Source organism: Francisella philomiragia subsp. philomiragia ATCC 25015, assembly GCF_000156715.1.
Taxonomy (GTDB): domain Bacteria; phylum Pseudomonadota; class Gammaproteobacteria; order Francisellales; family Francisellaceae; genus Francisella; species Francisella philomiragia.
The window spans coordinates 678,549-699,858 of the sequence record NZ_DS999316.1 but is presented as its reverse complement, the minus strand read 5'-3'; the positions used below and the strand labels follow the sequence as shown (position 1 = coordinate 699,858).

Sequence of the window (21,310 nt, the reverse complement as noted above, 5' to 3'; positions counted from 1 at the left end):
TAGATATTTGATTTATATGAATAAGATAAGATTTGCTCTGAAATGTTTAAGATATAATAGGATTAGTTATAGGCTACTCCTTTGACACCATCTACCCAAGTCCAACCTTGATAGTCATCCGAGTTTAGAATCCATGTCATTAGACCACCATATTGACTATAGTTACCAAGACCACCATTTGTTATATCTTTTGATATATCTACAGGATCATATAGACCAGCACCAGAGCATTTAGCTGTTGCCAGACATGAACCTTGTTTATATTCTGCTGCAGAAACAGAAGGATCTTTGAAATCAGGTACACCAAGAACTATCTTAGTATCTTCCGGTACGTAGAAAGAACCTGCAGGTATTCCTGGCATTTTATCTCTAGTTTGAGGGCTTAATAATTCAAAAGTCTTAGTTAAGAAACCAACATCAAAACCTAATAAACCACCAAAGTTAGCACCACCATATTGGTTGTATGTTTGGATAAATACAGCATTGAAGTGTGCGTCTCTCATGAAGTCTTGAGTATACATTGCTTCAGCAAATTTAGCACTACCACTTGCCCATTGACCTGTTCCATACCATCCATTAACTTGAGGTGCTGCAGCTAAGTACATATCTTTACCAGTGATTGACTTGAACTCTGCTCTAGCCGCATCTATATATTTGATAAAGTTTGCAGCAACTGATGTAGAAGCATTTGGATGCTCTACATCTATGTCAAGACCATCATAGCCATTCTCTGCTAGATATTTACCCATAGCTTTACCTGTAGGAATAGCTTTATCTCCACTCATATCTGGATCAAAATAGTTAACTGCACCACCTATTGATAACAGTGCAATACCATTGCTATTATGAATTATATTAATTTGGCTTGGTACTCTGGATTTCATTGAATCAGTCCATTTTGGTAGAGTTACTGTACCATTAGGTTCTTGACCAGCAAAAGCGTAAACAATTACATTATAGCCATGAGTCATAGCAGCTTGAATCATTTCATTTGTTGTTTCAGGCTGGCTATACCACGGAGCGTCATACCCTCTAACATAACCAACAACAACTCTATCAGGCCAGTTATCAGCTGAAGAGCTATTTTCAGTAATTTTCAGTGAGATTTGCTGAGTATCTTGATTAGCTGTAAAAGATGTTGGAGTCACAGAAAGTTTAAATCCAGCGATTGCAGCTACTGCAATATTCCAGATACTTCCATCTTTTGGTACTTCTACAGAAATTGAAGAGTTACTCTTAATATCAACTTCTTTAGTATCACCATTTTCACTGGTCAGTGTAAGAGTAGTTGTTTTGTCTTTTGGTAGACCTTCTACTGCTATTGAAATACTTTCAGTAGGAACTTGTTTCTTAGCGAATGTAACATCAACAGCTGTAGTATTAAAGTTAGTAACAACTAAAGAATAAGTTTTGACAGGAGTATAATTATATCCATTAGTTGTAAAACTACCTATAGTTAGAGTATAAGCAGTACCATTTTCAGATGAAGGAATATGATCTAAGGTAGTAGAACTATTAATTGCAAGATTACCACTACTAACAATATTTCCATTAGTATCTTTGAGAGTGTAAGTTGCTGTAGGGTTACCCATTGCTTCTGCTGTAGCGTTTATTTTAATAGATCCTTCTTCAGCAGGCTTAGGAGCTGTGTATTCTATATTAACTGTTTTGGAAGCATCTTTGGCTAAAGTGAATGAAGCTGGAGTAGCAGAGCCTGTAGCTCCATCAATAGCTGGAACACTTACAGTTAAGTCTGCACTATCGCCAACTACAACTTCTAGATTTGTAGTAGAGCCCCATTTAGCATTGGTTGATTCTGCTATTTTTTGACCATCTTTTAAGATTTGAACATCCGCTAATTTATCATTAGCTATAAAGTCAGGTTTTGCTGGTAATACTATTGATACAGTTGCTTTACCTTGTTCAGTAACAGGGCCTTCATTTTTCCAAACTCCCCATTGTCCAGATTGACTAGGATTTTCACCACGGGTCCACCATTTAGCAGTATATAAGTTGCCATTATATATAGCTTGAGAAGGTTTAGACTTATCGCTTGGATTGTATACAGTATTTGCATCCCACTGTTGTACTGAGTCACCAGGATTTACTGGATCTGGTGTAGGCGTAGGCTCCGGAGTTGGCTCTGGTGTAGGAGTTGGAGATGGATCATCACCAATAACATCCCAAGCATCAGAGCCATATGTGCCACTTGGTTTATATGCAGCGATTTGGCACCATCCAGAAGCTGGCCAGACTTTGCATTTATATGTTTTGCCACCATCAGTTACTTGAGAGCCTGCAACGTATGACTTTAGGTTTGCAGTAGACCATGCATCAGTAGCATTAGCTATTGAAAATGATCCTATACCTATCAAAGCACAAACCATAGTAGGTGTAAGTTTAAGTTTATTTTTCATAATGGAATTCTCCTTATACAAATATTAATAACCGTAAGTGTATTGCTTACAAATTAATTTTATGCTTATGAAATAAAGCTAATCAAGAAAAAAATATTTTTCCTGATGTTTATTATGATTTGCATAAATAAAAATTAATTTTTCTTTAAAAATCCTTATTTGTTGTTAATTTGCCACTCAATATAACATATGGTTATAAATGAGTTAATTATCAAAACCTAATAGCTCACAGTAAAAAATAATAGCTAGGTAGATATGATTGATAGGATTACGATAATTTTAAAATGTTATAATTTTATTTATACATAGATTTTTGATTCTTTAGATGCACAAAAAAATATTTTTATTATCTTTACCTCTTATATTATCTAATTTGGTTTTACCAATGGTTGGTATTGTTAATACGGCATTAATTGGTCATCTCAGTGATAGCAACTATCTTGCAGCTATAGGATTAGGAGTTTCAATAATAAATGTTATTTGCTTTATGTTTTCATTTTTTAGAATGAGTTTGACAGGATTGATAGCCCAGTCACTAAATAATCTCGAAAAGATGTTAGAAATAGTTATAAAGGCCGTGCTAATTGCACTATTAGTATCAATAATTGCTTTTAGTTTTAAAAGTGTAATTCTGATTACTGTATTGAAGGTAGTAAATATTTCATCAGATATAAAAATTTTATTAGCAAATTTTTATAATATCGCTATTTATATTTTGTTTTTTTCATTACTAAATTATATTTTTATTGGTTTCTTTATTGGTATTGGAAATCCTAGAGTAGTACTTTATAGTTCTATCATCTATATGAGTGTAGCAATAGTGCTGAGCACAATATTTGTTGTTATTCTCAATTATAATGTTGTTGGTGTAGCAATTTCCTTAGTTATAGCCTCTGCTAGTTGTAGTATTTATCTGAGTATAAAGACATTTAGATATTTCTATAAATCAGGTAGTTTTAGTATCAAAAAGTTAATGGATTATAGGCTCTTGAATTTAGGTAGTTATATGCCTTTTCTTCAACTTAATATAAATATTTTTGTACGTTCTTTATGTTTATTATTAGCATTTAATTCATTTTATATATTTTCTTCGAATTACGGAAAAACTATTCTAGCCGCAAATACTATACTTGTAGAAATAGGTATGTTTTTTGCAATGTTTTTGGATGCTCTTGCTAATACAACTGAGTCGTTAGTTGCTCAAGCGTACGTTGATAAAAATACTAGCCTATTGAGAGAAACTATTTACAAAACATTTGTGCAAAGTATGATACTAACTCTGGTTTTATCTTTGGTTTATTTTTCTTTTAGTGGTTATATAATATCAATCTTTACTGATATTGTAGATGTTAAGATCCAGATAAATAAATATATTATTTTTTCGTTTCTTATGCCGCTATTTGCAAGTTTTAGCTTTTGGATAGATGGTGTGTTTGTAGGTCTCCTAAAGACTGTAGCAATGAGAAATGCGATGATTTTATCGGCAGGAGTGTATATTGCTTCTGTTTTTTTATTACAATCTTATGAAAATTATGGCTTATGGATTGCGCTAATATTATTCTATATAGCTAGAACAGTATTTTTGATGCCTCCACTAGGTCAGTATATTAAAAAAGGAGTTTAAATGCCGCATATAATCTTAGAAGTACCTCAACAATTTGATACAGAATTAGCAAAGAAGGTAATAAATTTAGCACAGCAATTTTTGGTAGAAAAGTTACCAACTAAATTAGAAACCTTTAAAAGTAGAGTTTATAGATACAATTTTAGTAGTGTAGCTGGAGATGATAGCCTAGATGTAATCCATGTACAGATAAAAGTTCTAAAAGGAAGAAAGCCTGAGCACCTAGAAGAGATCTCACAACAATTGAAAGCTAAAATCCGCGAAGTGTTAAATTCTGAAATTAATTTAGACAATTATAGTGTAACTTTAGAGTTGATGGAGCTATCTACTGCTTATGCTAATTAATATTTGATTATCGTTATTATTTCACTAATATATACTAAAATCTTCAAACTTAGATATTAGAAAATTAATGAAAAACTATAATAGATTACTATTTTCATCATTAGGTGCTGCTTTTGAATTCTATGATTTTGCAATATATTCTGTATTTGCTGTAGCTATTGGTAGTAAGTTTTTTGATAAAAGTAGTTCTATAAGCAATACGTTATTGGTTTTTTTAGTATATATCGTTGGCTATCTTGTGCGTCCTATTGGTGCTTGGGGGTTTGGATATATCGCTGATAAGAAAGGTAGAGCATTTGTCTTAAGGCTTAATATGTTCTTACTATTCTTCGCAACTCTTGCATTAGCTTTTTTACCTACCATAGAAAGTATTGGTGTTTTAGCTACTATTTTGTTTGTTGGATTGCGCTGTGTACAATCATTGGCAGTAGGTGCTGAGATACCAGTATCAGTAGTATATATTGTTGAGAATTATCCTCAAAGACAAGGTTTTATGACAAGTATAGTGTTTTGTTGTTTAAGTATTGGGATTATGATGACATCATTAGTGCTATTTGTCCTAAATCACTTTACTAGTCAAAGCTTTATAGAAAATTATGGTTGGCGGATTGGATTTTTCATAGGTGCTTGTTTTACATTTATATTATTTTTCCTCAGAAAAAATATTGTTGATATTCCTAGAGTTGTTGAAGCGCTAGACAAACCTCGCTCTGAGAATTCTTTATTTATTGTAAAAGTAATTATTGGTATAGCTTTAGTTGCCTGTATTGCTATGTTAACTACTCAGCTATATATGTTTTTACCCGCGTATAAACAAATGTATGTAGAGTCAAATTATGATATTTCTAATTTACTTCTAACTGGTTCTATAATTATGGCGGTTAGTTGTTTGGTAGGTGGTTTTATTAGTGATTATGTATCTAAGTCTAAGATGATGGCCTTATTGATTTTGATAAGTATTTCAGTAACACCAATTTTCTATAAGAATATGATTGCTGGAACTGATGTTTTTGCATGCTTTATTATTTTATCTATTATGATGGGATTTTTTGCTTCAACATATAATGTGATTATTACAAATTTCTTTAGATTAGAGTATAGATGTCGTGGTTATGGTATTGCTTATAATCTAGGATATTTGATATTTTCTGCAGGTATACCAGCCTTGACAATATCACTTATAGTTACAACTAATAATCTTTTGGTACCAGTATATTTAATTGTATTTGCTGGAGCTGTATCATTTTTTGGGATTACAGCAGCTAGTTGGTTTATGAGAAAGGCTTAAAAATCATTGCTGAAGGGTCTGATTTGAATTGATTATAGAGCTCAATTATATACCTATCGGTCATAGAAGATATATAGTCGCTTATAATTCTAGCTTTCCCATGAGTGTTTTGCGTATTATAAAATATAGCTCCGATATCATCAGGTAGTAGGCTTTCATCAGGGGTTGAACTAATCAAAATATCAAAAATCTCTGAAATTATTTCTCGACCACGATATCTTAGGACATTAAGTTTAGGTGATTTTATTATTTTAAACAAAATATATTTTTTAAGTACTTCGACTTGTTTTCTAATTTCATTATTTAGATATACCTTTGAAATAATAGGAACTTCTAGGTTTAAGTCTAGCTCAATATTTTGAATACAACTATTAACTAATTTTGAGGTTAGTTTTGTACGTAATAAGCTATTGTTAGCAATATCTTTAGATCTTTTATATATTTTTGTACAGTCATCATTAAAATCAATATAATCTGAAAATATATCTTTGAGGATATTTTGGATTTCATTCTTAGTAATTCCTAAATCACTAGGCATTGCATTGTAGATTTTATCAAGAAGCTTATTATCAATACTTGCCATAGATAGAGGATCTATAAATCCGCCTTTAAGAGCATCTTCGACATCATAAGTTGAGTAAGCAATATCATCTGCTACATCCATAATATAACATTCTATAGTCTTAAAGTTTTCTATAATTTTTATATTATATGGCTCAAGGAGTTTTTGTTTAATATCTTCAACTAGTCTTGATTCTTCATGATAATAGCCTTTTGTAAGTTTTCCTAAATCACTGATTGGAGGAATAAGCTGATCATATTTTATAGTTGCGGCAAGAGTTCTATAGGTTAGGTTTAAACCGAAAGTTTGCTTTTGATCGATGTCTTTTTTAGCAGTGTGCGATATCAGTCGTAGCGTTTGAGCATTACTTTCAAAGCCGCCAAAATTACGCATTTTTTTATTTAAAGCAACTTCACCGTTATGACCAAAAGGAGGGTGACCAATATCATGACAGAGTGCTGCTGTTTCAATTAGATCATAATCTAAATTTAGTCCATGTTCTGCGTTAAGTTTAACAGCTATAGACTTGGCTATTTGTGCTACCTCTAGAGAGTGAGTAAGCCTATTTCTAAAAAAGTCATTTTCAAAACTAGGGAAAATTTGTGTTTTTGCTTGAAGTCTTCTAAATGATGAAGAGTGGACAACACGAGCATAATCTCTTCTAAAAGCAGAAAAATTTTCTTTTTTAGCAATTTCATTGTTTTGTCTAAGGTAGTCATTTTCACAATAAAGATTTATAGGCATATAAAATCTAGTAAATTAGTGCTCATATAGTTACATATTAGATTAAATAAAAATATTTACAAGTTCACTTATTTAGCTTATTAATCAACAAAAGCTCAACTAATTCTAAAAGGTCTTTTCTTTTATATTCTTTTAGCTTAGATTCTTTGCAATATTCTTTTATCTCATTATCATTAATATTATTTTTTAAATTTATAAGCTTGTTTATCTTAACTCTTTTAATTATATTTCTCTTTTCTTTTTCTGATAAATTTTCCCAGTTTTTAGTTTCTTCTTCAGATAGATCTTCTTTGAAGCATCTAATTACTCTCCAGTCATTACCAAAGTAATTTAAGATAATTTCAATTGTTTCTTTCTTTTGGGTAGCTTCTTGCTCACTAGAAAGTTTTTGTATTTTTTCTTCTCTATCTTTTTTAGTTTCGTTTTCAGAACTATACCAAGTAACTCCAGATGAGTTCATAATAAAAAAGTTATCTCCATTATCTATTGCATATTTAATATTTTCTCCAGAAAAATAAAGCAGAATGAAAGCTTTGAAAAGCATAGGGCAAACAGTTGGAAAAATATTACTAATTATTTCAGTAATCCCTATGTTAAACTCATCATCAGTTTTTTTGAATATTTCAAATCTTGCAAGATTAGTAAAGGTGTTTAAAACATATCTAGGCATTCGTTTATCTTTATTTTGAGTGGTTACTTGCCAATCATTTGGAAAGTTAGAATCCAAACTTCTGTATTTGATTTTATATATTTCATCAAAGAATACTTTAAAAAAACTTTCTAGGAATAACTTTTGATGCTTGCTAACTTCTGTAACATATTGATCTAAGTCATTTTCATCAATATATTCTTTGAAGTCATATAAAATTTCAATATAATTGCTTTTAATAGAGTTTTTAATAATAGCTTCTAAAAAAATCTTCTAAAAAAGTGCCAGTTGTGGAAAGTATTTCTATTAAAATTCATAGATTCTGATAAAGAGAGAATTCTTCTTATTTCCCTTTTTTTATTTATTTTATTACTTTTAAACTTATCAAAAAATATTTCACTACTTTCCAAAAGTGATTCATTCCATTCTATAATCTTAGGTAGAATAAAGATTCCAATTTCTGATAAATTTCTTTTTTTAATATTAGTTATATATGTTAGTGATAGTTGTATAACTAATTCAAACCTTTTTGATTCTATTGAGTTCTCAATATGAGAAATAAATATCTTAATAAATTCTCTCTCATTATTAATATTTTCTTCATACCAGATAGATTGCCATGATTTGACCATCTTATTGGCTATTTTAATATTATTAGGTTTACTAAAGTAGGGTAACGTAGAAAAATTTAGCCTTTTCAAAAATGATTTCTTAAATTGAAGTTTATCTCCCTCTGAAAATCTTAGAAGTTTTTTGAATGGTTTATAAAATTCCCAAATAATAATAATCACAATTAATAAACATATTAATTTTGCGGTGATAGATATATTAGTTCCTGAAAAAAAGGAAAAGAAAAATATTCCAAAAATTGCTAACCAAAAAACTTTTTTAGTTCCAAATACTTCATCACTTAAAACCATTTTTTCAAACTCAGTTTTCTTTTTTTCTTTGGAGCTCAAGAGATCTGTTAAAAATACGATTACAAAAGGAATGAATATAGCTAGTATTCCTAGTGTGATATTCTGAAATAACGAGGGATCAAGGCTATGTAAAAGCATTTCAGTTAAATTCTTCAAAAAATCAAATATTTGTAAGATAACAGGCATATTAAATTAATTACTAGGAACTATATTTATCTATTTTAAACCAAAAGAAATATGATTGAGAAAATTATAAGAATTAAAGTTTATTCTTGAACATCAAATCTGCCAAGCATCATAACTTTATGCCAAGCTTTTGCAAAGTCGTTTACAAACTTTTGCTCATTACCATTTTCAGCATAAACTTGAGCCACAGCTTTAAGTTCAGAATTTGAACCAAAGATTAGATCTACAGAAGAAGCAGTCCACTTTTGTGCACCAGTTTTTCTATCTATACCGATATACTCACCATTGTTTGTGTCAGATTTTTCCCATTTTGTAGACATATCAAGTAAGTTTACAAAGAAGTTGTTATTTAATTGACCAGGAGTTTTGGTAAATACACCTTCTTGAGAGTTATCGTAGTTTACATTTAGTGCACGCATACCACCAACCAAGACAGTCATTTCAGGGATATTTAGATTAAGCATGCTTGCTTTTTCAACTAGTGCTTGAGGTAGCTTGTTAGATGCTAGACTACCGTCACTATAGTTTACAAAACCATCAGCTTTTGTTTTTAGATAGTTGAAAGACTCTATATCAGTTTGAGCTTGCGTAGCATCTGTTCTACCTGGTACAAATGGTATTTCTATAGTATAACCAGCTTCTTTAGCTGCTTGCTCAACACCAACATTACCACCTAGTACTATTAAGTCAGCTAATGATACTTTGGTGCCATCAGTTTTGCTATTATTAAAGTTGGTTTGAATCTCTTTAAGCTTAGCAAGAACAATTTCAAGTTTAGTAGGTTCATTCATTTGCCAATCTTTCTCAGGAGCTAAAGCAATTCTTGCGCCATTTGATCCACCTCTATAGTCGGTTTTACGATAAGTAGAAGCTGAATCCCAAGCAGTTCTTATAAGTTGTTGATTCGTTAATCCAGATTTTATGATATCTTGCTTAAGTTGAGCGATATCTTGAGCTGATACTTGCTTGTAGTCAGCAACAGGTACAGGATCTTGCCATATAAAGTTTTGTTCAGGAATCCAAGGGCCTATATATCTAGATTTTGGACCCATATCTCTATGCGTTAATTTAAACCATGCTTTAGCAAATTCTTCTTTAAATTCTTGAGGGTTATTGTAGAATTCTTGAGTATATTTATTAAATCCATCGTCTTCTTTTAATGCTAAGTCTGTTGTAAACATTATAGGTTTATGTTTTACACCTGGCTTATGAGCATCAGGAACCATATTTTCTGGCTTAGCATTTGTAGGAGTCCATTGATGAGCTCCAGAAGGGCTAAGAGTTTTTTCCCAATTCAAGTTATATAGGTTATGTAAGAAGTCATGGTTCCAAAAAGTTGGTGTAGAAGTCCAAGATCCTTCAAGACCACTACCCATAGTATCATCACCCATGCCAGTACCGTAGCTATTATGCCATCCTAAGCCCTGTTGCTCGATAGGTGCTTTATCCGGAGCAGGACCAATATCTTTTTTGATATCTTTCTCTGGAACTGCACCATGAGTTTTACCAAATGTGTGACCACCAGCAATAAGAGCTACTGTTTCTTTATCAGTCATACCCATAGCTCTAAAAGCTTGGCGAATTTCACTAGCAGCACCTTTTATATCAGGTTTGCCATCTGGACCTTCAGGGTTTACATATATCAGACCCATTTGAGTTGCTGCATAAGCTGGAGCAAGCTTGCCATCTTTGACATTACTAGACATTAGTTGTTCAGGAGATATACCCCAGTTTGTATCATCGCCTTGCCAATCGTCTTCTCTACCAAAGGCAAAACCAATCGGCTTCATACCCATTGATTCTAATGAAACAGTACCAGCTAAAACAATCAAATCAGACCATGATACAGCATCACCATATTTCTGCTTGATTGGCCATAAAAGCTGTCTTGCTTTATCAAGGTTAACATTATCTGGCCAACTATTTAGCGGAGAGAATCTTTGCTGACCACGATTAGCACCACCACGACCATCTGCTAATCTGTAAGTACCAGCATCATGCCAAGATAATCTAATAAAGAAAGGACCATAATTACCAAAATCTGCAGGCCACCAATCTTGAGATTGGGTCAAAAGATCTTGTATATCTTTTTTAAGTTCTTCAGTATTTAACTTCTTGAAAGACTGGTGATAGTCATAGTTTTTCCCCATTGGACTATCAAGCTTATTTAGATTACGTAATGGCGATAAATCTACACTTTGAGGTGTAGCCATTTCGGTATTTTTGTCATCAGCTATAGCACTATTGGCTGCTAGTAGCATTCCAGACATTCCTAATGCTGTTACAATTTTCTTTAGCATGGTGATTTCCTCGCTATAAAGTTAACTTATAATACAAGATTCTTCTTATATTTTCTAAACTGAACCGAATCTTATCTTTAAAATAAAATTAAGGTCTACAAGTGATTGTATGTAAATGAAAAAGTCTAGTCAAATAGTATATAGTTATAAGCTCTATAACAAATTCTTATAGATTGTATGAATATCAGTTTATATTTGAGATTCTTCGCATTTCTATAAGTTTAATATATTATTGTATATTTATCGTAAAATGTAATAGTTTATGAAGTTTGAAAAGATTAGTCATATTTCTGATGATATTGAGTTGTTTTTATTAGACACAAACAAAAATTCTTTAGAATATGATTTTAATATTATTCCCAAAAAGCAAAAAATTGAGATACAAACTTATAAATTTGAAAATGATAGGTTTAAAAGGTTACTAGCTAGAAGTTTCTTATATCACTATCTTAATGATCGTTATAACATTAATAACTTTGAATTAGAATATGGAGCATACAAAAAGCCAATGCTTAAAGATGATTATAATATAGGTTTTAGTATTTCATATTCTAATAATCATATATTAGTAGGAATTAGTGAAGTGAGTAATATTGGTGTTGATATTGAGTATATTGATAGCAATATTAATCATTTAGATTTAAAAAGTATTATAATGCATGATGAAGAAATCAGTTATTATAATTCTCTTAAAAGTCATAAAGAACAGTTACACTTTTTTTTTGATGTATTTAATATTAAAGAGTCAATAATTAAATGTTTAGGAACTGGTTTGTATTATGATGTTAAAAAAATAAATATATTAGATATTAGTATATTTTCGGATTATAAAGTTGATAATTTAAGTACTAATATAATTTTAAATAAATTAATGCCAGAATATAAGGTGTCTGTTTGTAAGACAAATAATAGTTTTATATAAAAGTTATGTCTAAAAAAATATTATGTATTTTACTATAAAATTTCAAAGCTCTTTTAAAAAAAATATTAAAATTCTATAAAAATATATTTAATTATATTTTTTTATCAGGTAAATTGGTTTAATTAATTTATTTAATAAAGGGTTGTATATAGTGTTGGAAATAACATTTTCTAATGAAGAAAATAATGCTTTGATTATTTATTTGGATGGTGAATTAAATTCAGCATCATGTAATAAATTTAATGAAACTATAAAAGAATTATCAATAGATAAAAAAAATAATCTTATATTTGATTTTTCAAAATTATCTTATTTAAGTAGTGCTGGCTTGAGATCTTTAATAATAGTTTTTAAAGATCTATCTTTCGATAATAAAAAAATGTTGATATTAAAACCATCTAGTTTAGTTAGAGAAGTTTTAAGAGTATCTGGTTTTATAAAACTTATTCCTGTTTACGAAAATTTTGAAGAAGTAAAAGATCAATTAAAATGAAGTTAAATATCTCAAGAGAATGTTTCAATCTAGAAGACATAAATAATTTCATTTATGACATTGATGTAATTTTACGAGAAGGAAAAGTTGGTGATGTCGAGTTGTTTAAAATTAAATTAATTTATGAAGAATTAATGCTTAATTGTTGGTATCATGGAAGTACTCTAAATTATACTTCTCTAGAGTTTGAGATATTCATTGAAAATTATGGTTCTTGTATAAAATTTTCCTTAAAAGATAATACATCTTATTTTGACTATAAAAAATACTCTAAAGAGCATACAAAGCATAGTATTGGAGGTCATGGGATTGGTCTAATAGAAAATTTTTGTGATAGATGGGACTATATGAGAACAGATGAATATAATATAAATTATTTAGAAATATTATTATGAAAATTAATAATAAACATACTCATAGAAACTTATCATGGTATTTTCATAGGCCAGCTTATTGGTTTATTAATATACTTATATTTATAATATTTTTAGTATTGGTAGCATCATTGTTTTCTTTTTTTACATATAAAGAAACTGTTAAAGTTAATAGAATGTATGCATCGATAGATCAAGTATCAGATAGAATTGAACGCGAAATAGCATCATCTTCAGCTGAGATTAAAACTTTATATTTACTTGATTCGGACATTACTATATCCAAGCCTTATATTAGTGACCAGCTTATCTCTTTTACAAAAGATGTGTTGCTAACTCATGCGGATATTTTTGGTATTGCTTACGCGATTACTCCTAAATATGGAGCTAGAGGAGTTTATCTTTATAAATATAATAATACAGTGAAATTAAAAGAGCTTTCAGATATATATGATAAATATGGAACTAATTATTATGATAGAGAATGGTTTAAAAAACCATTGATTGAGAAAAAAGCATTTATTGATCTTCCTACAAGTAATTTATTTAGTCAAGAAGTTGGCGAATTTACAGCAACTTATTCATTTCCTGTAACTAATAGTAATCATGAAATATATGCAGTAGCTGCATTAGATATTGATATAAAAGATATAGTTAATTTAATAAAGTCAGAAATAGATTTTAGTGATACAAGTGTCTTTGTGCGTGTTGAAGATAACTATGATAGACCAGCATACGCTAAGTTTGATAGTGATTTAACTCCTAAGCTTTTGTACGATAATTTTTTAATACAACCAGTCAATGGTGAGTGGTATATTGATGGGTTACGAATATATCGTAAAGAAAGTCTTGTTTTTGGGAGTATTGATATCATAACAGAGATCGATTTAACTAAATTAATACTTATTGTTTTATCTGTTTTTATTATTCTTATTTTATTACTAATAGCTTTAAATATTCTTTTATCAAAAATTTTGCGTAAGAAAATAGATAAATTAATTTTGCCATTAGTTGATTTATCTAATCATCTAGAGAATATTGTAGATAATAAAAATCTTAATAAAAAAATTGAATCATCAAATATACAGAGTATAGAAATTCAAAAACTATTTGAATCTGTAGAAAAGATGAGAACAGACATCCTTAGATATATAGAAATTCAAAAAAAATTCAATATTAAAAAATCAGAACTATATTTAGCTAAACAAATTCAAGAAATGTTTATGTCTGATACTATTGATATGTCACAAATTAAAAATTTAGATATAGCAACACATTATAGTTCAGCAGAAGATTTGAGTGGAGATATCTATGATATAAGAAGAGATAAAAAAAATAATCTATGGATATTAGTTGGTGATTCGATGGGAAAAAATTCAGCAGCGAGTATCTTCAGTTTGTTTTTACTAGCTAGATTTAGGTTTCTTATTTCGTCGGAAATTTCTTGTGCAGATATAATTACAAAATTAAATAGTTATATGTGTAAGCATAATAAGAATAATATGTTTATTAGTTGTATATGTATGAAAATTGATTTTGAAAATAACAAAATATATATATCAAATGCAGGGCATGATAAACCTATTATTGTGTTAAAAGATAATCAATTTGCATCTTTGAATGATGGTTATATAGTTTTAGGTATAGATCCAAATGCTATATATAGTGAAGATATTGTTGATATGGTAAATTGCAAGAATTTGCTTTTATATACTGATGGACTATCAGAAACTAAATCATCACAAGGTTTTTATGGTATTGATAAAATAAAAAATATTTTGATAACAAGCTCAGAGCTTTCAGCTTCAAACCAATTAGAAAAATTACTTGAAGATATAAACTTATTCGAAGATGAATCTTTAGCTCAAGATGATAAAACAGCTATATTAATTAAATTTTTTGGAGTTAAATGTAATGAAAAATAATGAGAACTATTCTTTATTATCTAAAGAAGATAAAAATCTAATATTAAATAAATTTAATAATACGTATACAGCTTATCCTAGAAATAAAACCACTATTGATTTATTTGAAAAAACAGTAAATGAGTATCCAGATAATATAGCTATAGTTGCAGATGGGAAAAGCTTAACATATAAACAATTTGATCAAATAATTAATAAAATCGCAAATTCATTACCCCAAAAAAAGCAAAACTCACTAGATATTATTGCTATTTATATGACTCGTAGAGTAGAAATACTAGCAAGTATGCTTGCAGCATGGAAGGCTGGGTATACATATATTTGTATAGATGAGAAGTATCCTCTTGAGCGTGTGCAATATATGCTTGATGATGCACAAGCCGTTACATTGATTTCAGAAAAGATATTAATTGATAAAATAAAATTTGATGGTGAATTTAATGATATTGATCAGATAGATAGTTTAGAATCAACTTATCATAGAGATATTTATGTAGATACTAAAGATATTGCACTATTAATATATACTTCTGGTTCGACAGGGAATCCAAAAGGAGTTATGTTATCTCATCAAAATATTATGAACTTCTCTTATTGGTATAAAGATAAGCGAGAACTTAAATCTGGTGATCAAATTGCTGAATATGCTAGCTTTAGTTTTGATGCTTGTATAATGGGAACATATCCAGTTTTAATAGTTGGTGGGACTGTTCACATATTACCAGAGCATGTCAGGATGTCTCTTGAAGAATTAGATAAATATTTCTATAAAAATAAGATTAAAGGGTGCTTCCTAACAACTCAGCTAGGAGAGCAGTATCTAAGGGCTTATAATAATGAACAACTTGATTTTATAGAAGTCGGTGGTGAAAAACTTAAAGAATGGACGGAAAGATCTTATAACTTTATAAATGGCTATGGCCCTACAGAATCAACAGTTTATGTGACAGATTTTCAAGTTGATAAAAATTATCAAAACATACCAGTTGGTAAACCACTTTCAAATGTCCAAATTTATATTGTTGATAATGAGCTAAAGTTATGTCCTGTGGGTGTTCCAGGAGAATTATGTATTGCTGGAGAAAGCTTAGCTTTAGGCTATTTCAATAAGCAAGATCAAACCAAAGAAAAGTTTATAGATAATCCATTTAAATATGATGGAGATCAAAGAATTACTAAAGATATTTTATATAAGACTGGTGATTTAGCTATTTGGAGAGAAGATGGTAATATTGAAATTCAAGGAAGGATTGATTTTCAAGTTAAGATTCGTGGATTTAGAATTGAGCTAGGTGAAATTGAAGCTAGACTAGCGAGTATTGAAAATATTGATGATGTAGCTGTAGTTGCTTTGGATGATAATAAAAATAATAAATACTTATGTGGATACTATATATCAGATAAAAACTTAGATAATGAGTTTATCATAGAACAGCTAAGTCAGTATTTACCTGATTATATGATTCCAGAGATTTATATTAAAATGGAAAAATTTCCATTAACACCTAATGGCAAAGTTGATAGAAAGAGCTTACCTAGTCCAGATGTGTCAGCATTGCAATCTGAGTATATTGCACCAAGAGATGAAGCAGAGCAAATTATAGTTAATGAAGTTGAAAGTATTCTTGAAATCGATAGAATAAGTGTGTTGGATAATTTTTTTAAACTTGGTGGAAGCTCTATACTAGCTATATCCTTAGTATCAGCAATTTCAAAAAAAGGTTATCAAATAAGTGTAGCAGATATTTTAGCGAATCCAATAATTCAGGATTTTGCAAAATGTTTGCAGGAAAAAAGTCCTGATCATGAGATTATACATGCTCCTAAACTTGATAAGTATCCAGTTACAAGTTCTCAGAAAGGTATATACGTAACCGATTTTCTAGGAAATCAAGGAACTACTTATAACATACCTTTATGTTTGAAAATTTTTGGAGATATTGATAAAGAGCAAATTGGTTTAGCTTTAGATAAATTAATACAGAGACATGAATCTCTGAGAACTAGCTTTGAATATACTGATGATGCTGTAGTACAGAATATAAATACTAAATCTAATGTATCTAAGCAATATAAGAAAATCTCTGCTGAAGAACTTGATATAACAATTAGAGATTTTATTAAGCCTTTTAAACTTTCAGAAACACCATTATTTAGAGTTTGTTTATTAGAAATAAGTAGAGATTATCATGTATTACTATTTGATTTTCATCATATTATATTTGATGGCACTTCAGTAGAACCTTTTGTTCGAGAGTTATTTGATCTATATGATGGTATAGATCTTGGAGAGCTTAGTGTGCAATATAAAGATTATGCATACTGGTATAAGAATTTCTATATTAAATCAGAGTCATATAAGAACACTAGAGATTATTGGATTAAACAAATTGATGGTGCGAGTGAGATTGAGTTTCCTTTTGACTACTTAAAGTCATCTAATATGAGTAGTAAGGCAAATTACCTGAGTAAATCAATAGATGATAACTTAAAAAAAACAATATTTTCTTACTGTCAGGAACTTGATATTACACCATATATGTTGATGATGGGAGTATATAGTTTACTTCTATCAAGATATTCAAGGCAAAATGACATAACAGTTGGTACAGCAACTACAGGAAGAACAAATTCTTGCATATCTGAACATATCGGCATGTTTGTACACACCTTACCTTTCAGAGTTAAGATTGATGATGTTGGAACTATCTCTGAATATTTTAATAATATAAAGAGTCTATCACTTAATTTATTAAAAAATCAGAATTACAATTTTGAACAGTTAGTTCAAGATGCTGATATTAAAAGTAGCTCTGGAGGATTACCTCTTATAAACTTCTTTTTTAATTATCTAGAAAAAAACTTAAAATATAATGGTAATAGTTTTAGGGTGGATGTTGACTTACCAAGAGTCAAAGAGTCTATGTTTGATCTTACTCTTACACTACAAAGCACAAATAATGATTCTCTTGAGGCTACTATACAGTATAAAAAAGAGCTCTTTGAATCTACTACTATAGAAAACTTTTTAAATTATTATTTAAATTTACTTAAGCTGATAGTTAATAGTGAAAAGAGCAAACAGTTAAAAGATCTAGAGTTAATTGGGCTTCAGGAAAAAAAGACTATATTAAATGAGTTTAATGATACACATATTAACTATCCTAAAGATAAAACAGTTATTGATATGTTTGATAAAATTGTGGAGAAATATCCTACTAACATAGCTCTAACTTATAAGGGAAAAGTTTTAACATATCAAGAGTTAAATGAGCAGGCTAATGCGATAGCAAATTATCTATTGAGTAATACCAAAGAAGATTTTGTTGCTATATTGAGTGATAATAATCACAGTAATATGATTATTGCTATTTTAGGAGTATTAAAAAGTGGAAAGGCTTATGTACCAATATCTCCAGAGTTTCCCCTTGATAGAAAAATAAAAATCTTAGAAAGTAGTTCTGCTAAAATTTTACTATCTAATAAAGAATATATATCTTCTGAGCTTCAGCAGAATTATAAAGGAAATATTGTCTGTTTAGATGATCGTATTGATACTAGTTGTTCAGAAAAGCCTAGCGTTAGAGTTTCCACTGAGCAGCCTGCTTATGTTATTTATACTTCAGGTTCTACTGGAGAACCGAAAGGTGTAGAAGTACAACATAAAGCTTTAAGTAATTTTTGTTATTGGTACATTGATGAGTATAACGTTAGAAGTGATAGTCAAATTTTAAAATATGCTGGAGTCGCATTTGATGTTTCCATATCTGAAATATTTCCAACTATAGTATCTGGAGCTAACTTACATTTTTCTGATAAATCATTAAGGCTATCGCCAGATGCTTTAGCTGAATATATAAACAAAAATAATATTTCGCATATATTTATGCCTCCAGCAATCTATGAGCAGTTTGCAAATAAAGATGTTCCATGTTTGCAGTATTTGATAACAGCTGGAGATAAACTGAAACATTATCAGCCATCTTCATATCAGCTTGTAAATGCATATGGTCCAACTGAAGCAACAGTTTATGCAACTACAATAAATTTAGATAAAGGCTATCTAAATATTCCAATAGGTAAACCTATAAAAAATTATAGAGTATATATATTGGACAAAAACTTTAATATTTGTCCTATAGGAGTACCTGGAGAGTTATGTATAGCAGGTGATGGATTAGCAAAAGGATATCTGAATCAACCTGAGTTGACTGAAAAAGTCTTCATGTTTCACGATGTTTTAGATGAGAGGATATACCGTACTGGAGATTTAGCTAGGTGGAAGAGTGATGGCAATATTGAGTTCCTCGGGCGTATTGATTTCCAAGTTAAAATTCGTGGTTATCGTATGGAGTTAGGAGAAATTGAAACAAGATTAGCAAATATTAAAGAGATACAAGATGCAGTAGTTTTAGCTTTAGATGATAAAAATAACAATAAGTATCTATGTGGATATTATACTGCTGAGAGTGACTTCGATAATATCTTAATTCAAGAGGAATTAGCTAAACAATTGCCTAATTATATGATTCCAGATCTTTACGTTAAGCTTGATAAGTTTCCATTAACGCCAAATGGTAAGATTGATAGAAAAAATTTACCTGAACCAGATTTGTCAGCTTTACAATCTGAATATATTGCTCCAAGAAATGAGATTGAGAAAAAAATAGCTACAATATGGTCTGATATTATAGGAATTAATCAAATAGGAATTGATGATTCTTTCTTTTCTATCGGAGGAAATTCAATTAAGGCAATAGCTGTTATTTCAGCCTTACAATCTGAAGGTCTTAAATTATCAATATCAGATATATTTGATTATAAGACTATTCGAAATATTACTGAGAATGTTAATATTAATGAGTTTGATATTAATCTGAAATTTGATCAGATTATCTTAGCAAATGAAAGTAACCCTGGTGAGCAAAGTAGAGAGTTAGTAGCTTTAGAAATAAATGCAAATAAAAGGATTGAGTACTTATATGATAAGTTAGATTCTGTTGATATATCTAAGCTTGATGATGTTAATACTGTTCTTGTAACAGGAGCTACTGGTTTTCTAGGAGGCCATATACTAAATGAGTTAATAAAAATAAATAAAAGAATAATAGCCATTGTAAGAGGAAAAGATGATGATGATGCCCTTAAGCGCACCAAAGAAAAACTTTATTACTACTTTGGCGACAAACTGAATAAAAAGTTCGAAGATGGCAGTATAAAAATATATGCTGGGGATTTATCTAAAGACAATTTAGGGCTAAGTGATAATGCTTATTCTGATACATTAACGAATATTCAGTCTATTATACATACTGCAGCTAATGTAAGTCATTATGGTGAATATGAAAAGTTTTATAATGATAATGTTTTACCTGTGAAGAATTTATTAGATATATCAAGGCAAAATAAAAAAATATCATTCCACTATATATCGACTCGCTCTGTATGTGAACTTGGATCATATCAAGAGAAAAATATTGTTTTTAACGAGGCAGATATTCCTAAATTAGAAGGTATAGATAGTGTTTATATTAAAACAAAATTAGAGGGTGAGTATGAAACTGTTAAAGCAAGAAGTGAGGGAATCAATGCAAATATATATCGTGTAGGTAACTTAGTATACAATTCAGAGACTCTAAAACATCAGCAAAATTTGAAAGATAATGGTTTCTTTCAAACAGTGACATCAATTTTGAATATTGGAGAAGTTTTTGATGGATATTCAGCTGAGATGTCATGCATTAATGATACTGCTAGAGCTATATGTACTATCTTTGATAAGAAGAATTTATACAATGGTATTTATCACACATATAGTAATAATATAACTAATCTAGATGATATTCTTATAGATAATCAACTCGGATTATCTATAGAAAGGATTTCTTTTGTTGATTTTGTTAATAGTATTCGTAATAAATATAATCTTGCAACTTTCTCGGCTTATATACAAGACTTTATGTTGCACTATGGTTGGTTAGGAGATGGAGATCATACAACGTTTACTATCCAACAGAATTATACTAGTGAAGTATTAGACAGATTAGGATTTAAATGGACAGAAATCAATCCATTAAATATTGCTAATATGGTTAAGGATGCTTATAGTTCAAGGATGAAAGATTTTAAAAAATTTGAAATCTTTAATAAATGTTCTGAAGAGACTGTTATGAAATTAGCTAAAAAAGCGAAGTTATATAGTTTTGATACAGGTAAGCATATTATAGAAACTGGTGAAAAAGCAGATAGTTTGTATTTACTACAAAGAGGTTTTGCTTCGCTTAATATTACTTCCCCAGGTGGCTGGCAAAGTAATATTGGTATAGTAGCAGACAATGATCATATAGGGATCGATAGTATTTGTAACTCTGAATACTTCCTGACCGTAGAAGCAATTGTTAATGATTGTTGTATTTATAAGGTTCCTAAGGAAGATTTATTAAGTATTGATAAAGAGGAACTCTGCAAGATATTGTATAATCTACTTAAAATAGAAACTGAAAGTTCTAACTCTATAGCTAATCTACTAACTTTAATGGGATAGTACTTTTATTTGGTAGT

13 protein-coding genes are annotated in these 21,310 nt (G+C 29.7%); 8 read left to right on the top strand and 5 right to left on the bottom strand.

The features are described from left to right. Positions 1-62 precede the first annotated feature (62 nt). Positions 63-2,417, bottom strand: a complete 2,355-nt coding sequence (locus FTPG_RS08770; protein WP_004288102.1) for a glycosyl hydrolase family 18 protein — start codon at positions 2,415-2,417, stop codon at positions 63-65. Positions 2,418-2,742: 325 nt separating this feature from the next. On the opposite strand from FTPG_RS08770, the gene FTPG_RS08765 reads away from it, so the two are divergent. From FTPG_RS08765 to FTPG_RS08755, 3 genes are all read left to right on the top strand, one after another. Beyond that, on the top strand, positions 2,743-4,041 hold the full coding sequence (locus FTPG_RS08765) for an MATE family efflux transporter (protein ID WP_004288100.1): 1,299 nt from the start codon (positions 2,743-2,745) through the stop codon (positions 4,039-4,041). Further along, on the top strand, positions 4,042-4,386 hold the full coding sequence (locus tag FTPG_RS08760) for a tautomerase family protein (protein ID WP_004288099.1): 345 nt from the start codon (positions 4,042-4,044) through the stop codon (positions 4,384-4,386). Positions 4,387-4,453: 67 nt separating this feature from the next. Further along, positions 4,454-5,674, top strand: coding sequence for an MFS transporter (locus FTPG_RS08755; RefSeq protein ID WP_004288097.1), 1,221 nt, complete (start codon positions 4,454-4,456; stop codon positions 5,672-5,674). On the opposite strand, the gene dgt is transcribed toward FTPG_RS08755, so the two are convergent. The 4 genes from dgt to katG all read right to left on the bottom strand — a co-directional run bounded on the left by dgt (position 5,658) and on the right by katG (position 11,035). Continuing rightward, complete coding sequence (gene dgt / locus FTPG_RS08750; RefSeq protein WP_004288096.1) at positions 5,658-6,980, bottom strand: dGTP triphosphohydrolase; 1,323 nt, start codon at positions 6,978-6,980, stop codon at positions 5,658-5,660. The genes FTPG_RS08755 and dgt overlap by 17 nt on opposite strands. Before the next feature lie 64 nt (positions 6,981-7,044). Next, entirely contained in the window at positions 7,045-7,707 is a 663-nt protein-coding gene (locus FTPG_RS08745; protein WP_004288095.1) for a hypothetical protein, read from the bottom strand. A 182-nt stretch (positions 7,708-7,889) separates the two neighbouring features. After that, a complete protein-coding gene (locus FTPG_RS08740; protein ID WP_004288094.1) occupies positions 7,890-8,735 on the bottom strand; it encodes a hypothetical protein in 846 nt (281 codons plus the stop codon). Between the two features lie 80 nt (positions 8,736-8,815). Next, complete coding sequence (gene katG, locus FTPG_RS08735; RefSeq protein ID WP_004288093.1) at positions 8,816-11,035, bottom strand: catalase/peroxidase HPI; 2,220 nt, start codon at positions 11,033-11,035, stop codon at positions 8,816-8,818. A 262-nt stretch (positions 11,036-11,297) separates the two neighbouring features. Here katG and FTPG_RS08730 point away from each other — a divergent pair, with 262 nt between their 5' ends. The 5 genes from FTPG_RS08730 (at position 11,298) to FTPG_RS08710 (ending at position 21,293) form a co-directional block, all read left to right on the top strand. Then, entirely contained in the window at positions 11,298-11,957 is a 660-nt protein-coding gene (locus FTPG_RS08730) for a 4'-phosphopantetheinyl transferase family protein (RefSeq protein ID WP_004288092.1), read from the top strand. Between the two features lie 151 nt (positions 11,958-12,108). Further along, positions 12,109-12,450 carry an STAS domain-containing protein gene (locus FTPG_RS08725; protein ID WP_035722662.1) on the top strand — a complete coding sequence of 114 codons (342 nt, stop codon included), beginning with the start codon at positions 12,109-12,111 and terminating at the stop codon, positions 12,448-12,450. Continuing rightward, entirely contained in the window at positions 12,447-12,845 is a 399-nt protein-coding gene (locus FTPG_RS08720; RefSeq protein ID WP_004288090.1) for an ATP-binding protein, read from the top strand. Before FTPG_RS08725 ends, FTPG_RS08720 begins: the two co-directional genes overlap by 4 nt. Further along, positions 12,842-14,749: a SpoIIE family protein phosphatase gene (locus FTPG_RS08715; protein WP_004288089.1), complete on the top strand. Its 1,908-nt coding sequence runs from the start codon at positions 12,842-12,844 to the stop codon at positions 14,747-14,749. The genes FTPG_RS08720 and FTPG_RS08715 overlap by 4 nt, the downstream gene beginning before the upstream one ends. After that, positions 14,739-21,293, top strand: coding sequence for a non-ribosomal peptide synthetase (locus tag FTPG_RS08710; RefSeq protein ID WP_035722659.1), 6,555 nt, complete (start codon positions 14,739-14,741; stop codon positions 21,291-21,293). Before FTPG_RS08715 ends, FTPG_RS08710 begins: the two co-directional genes overlap by 11 nt. The last annotated feature ends 17 nt before the right edge of the window (positions 21,294-21,310 follow it).